The sequence below is a fragment of the Vibrio sp. 2132-1 genome (genome assembly GCF_033344315.1).
The window spans coordinates 1-535 of sequence record NZ_JAWPON010000775.1 but is presented as its reverse complement, the minus strand read 5'-3'; the positions used below and the strand labels follow the sequence as shown (position 1 = coordinate 535).

Sequence of the window (535 nt, the reverse complement as noted above, 5' to 3'; positions counted from 1 at the left end):
GAACTCTCTATACAGTATTATTTTTAGATTTGCTGAATTGCTTAGCGAAAATAATCCATCATGGAGATCTTTGTCATTATTTTGACTACTCAGTGAGGCGTTAGAAAACTTTTATCGTTACTATTCCCTATATTTACTATGGTATTTCAGGTTGCGGCATGGTGACTTGATATAGACTCGTCGATATTGGGAGTAGTAACGTTGAATTCATTTCGTTGGGACATCTATTTTGAAACAGGAATCGAAGATGTTGACGATCAGCACCAGTATCTCGTTGAGTTTATTAATAAGTACGGCAAACTTTTGACGCGAAACACGATTTCGATAGCGGATATTCAGAGCGCGTTATTTGAACTCTCTCGTTACGCCGAATTTCACTTCAAAGAAGAGGAAAATTTAATGAGAGAAGTGGGTATTCATCACGAGCATCTCCAAAAGCATATTCAAGTACATCGCACTTTTATGGGCGATATTGTCAGCATGCAAAGTTTTATTAACGAAGATAATCGGCAATCAGCGGAGCAGTTATTGGATT

General features: G+C 37.6%; 1 protein-coding gene. It reads left to right on the top strand.

Features of this window, described 5'->3' with window-relative positions; genetic code table 11:
* Positions 1-201: 201 nt before the first annotated feature.
* Positions 202-535, top strand: a 334-nt coding sequence (locus tag R8N47_RS27925; RefSeq protein WP_318186450.1) for a hemerythrin domain-containing protein, incomplete at its 3' end; no start/stop codon positions are given.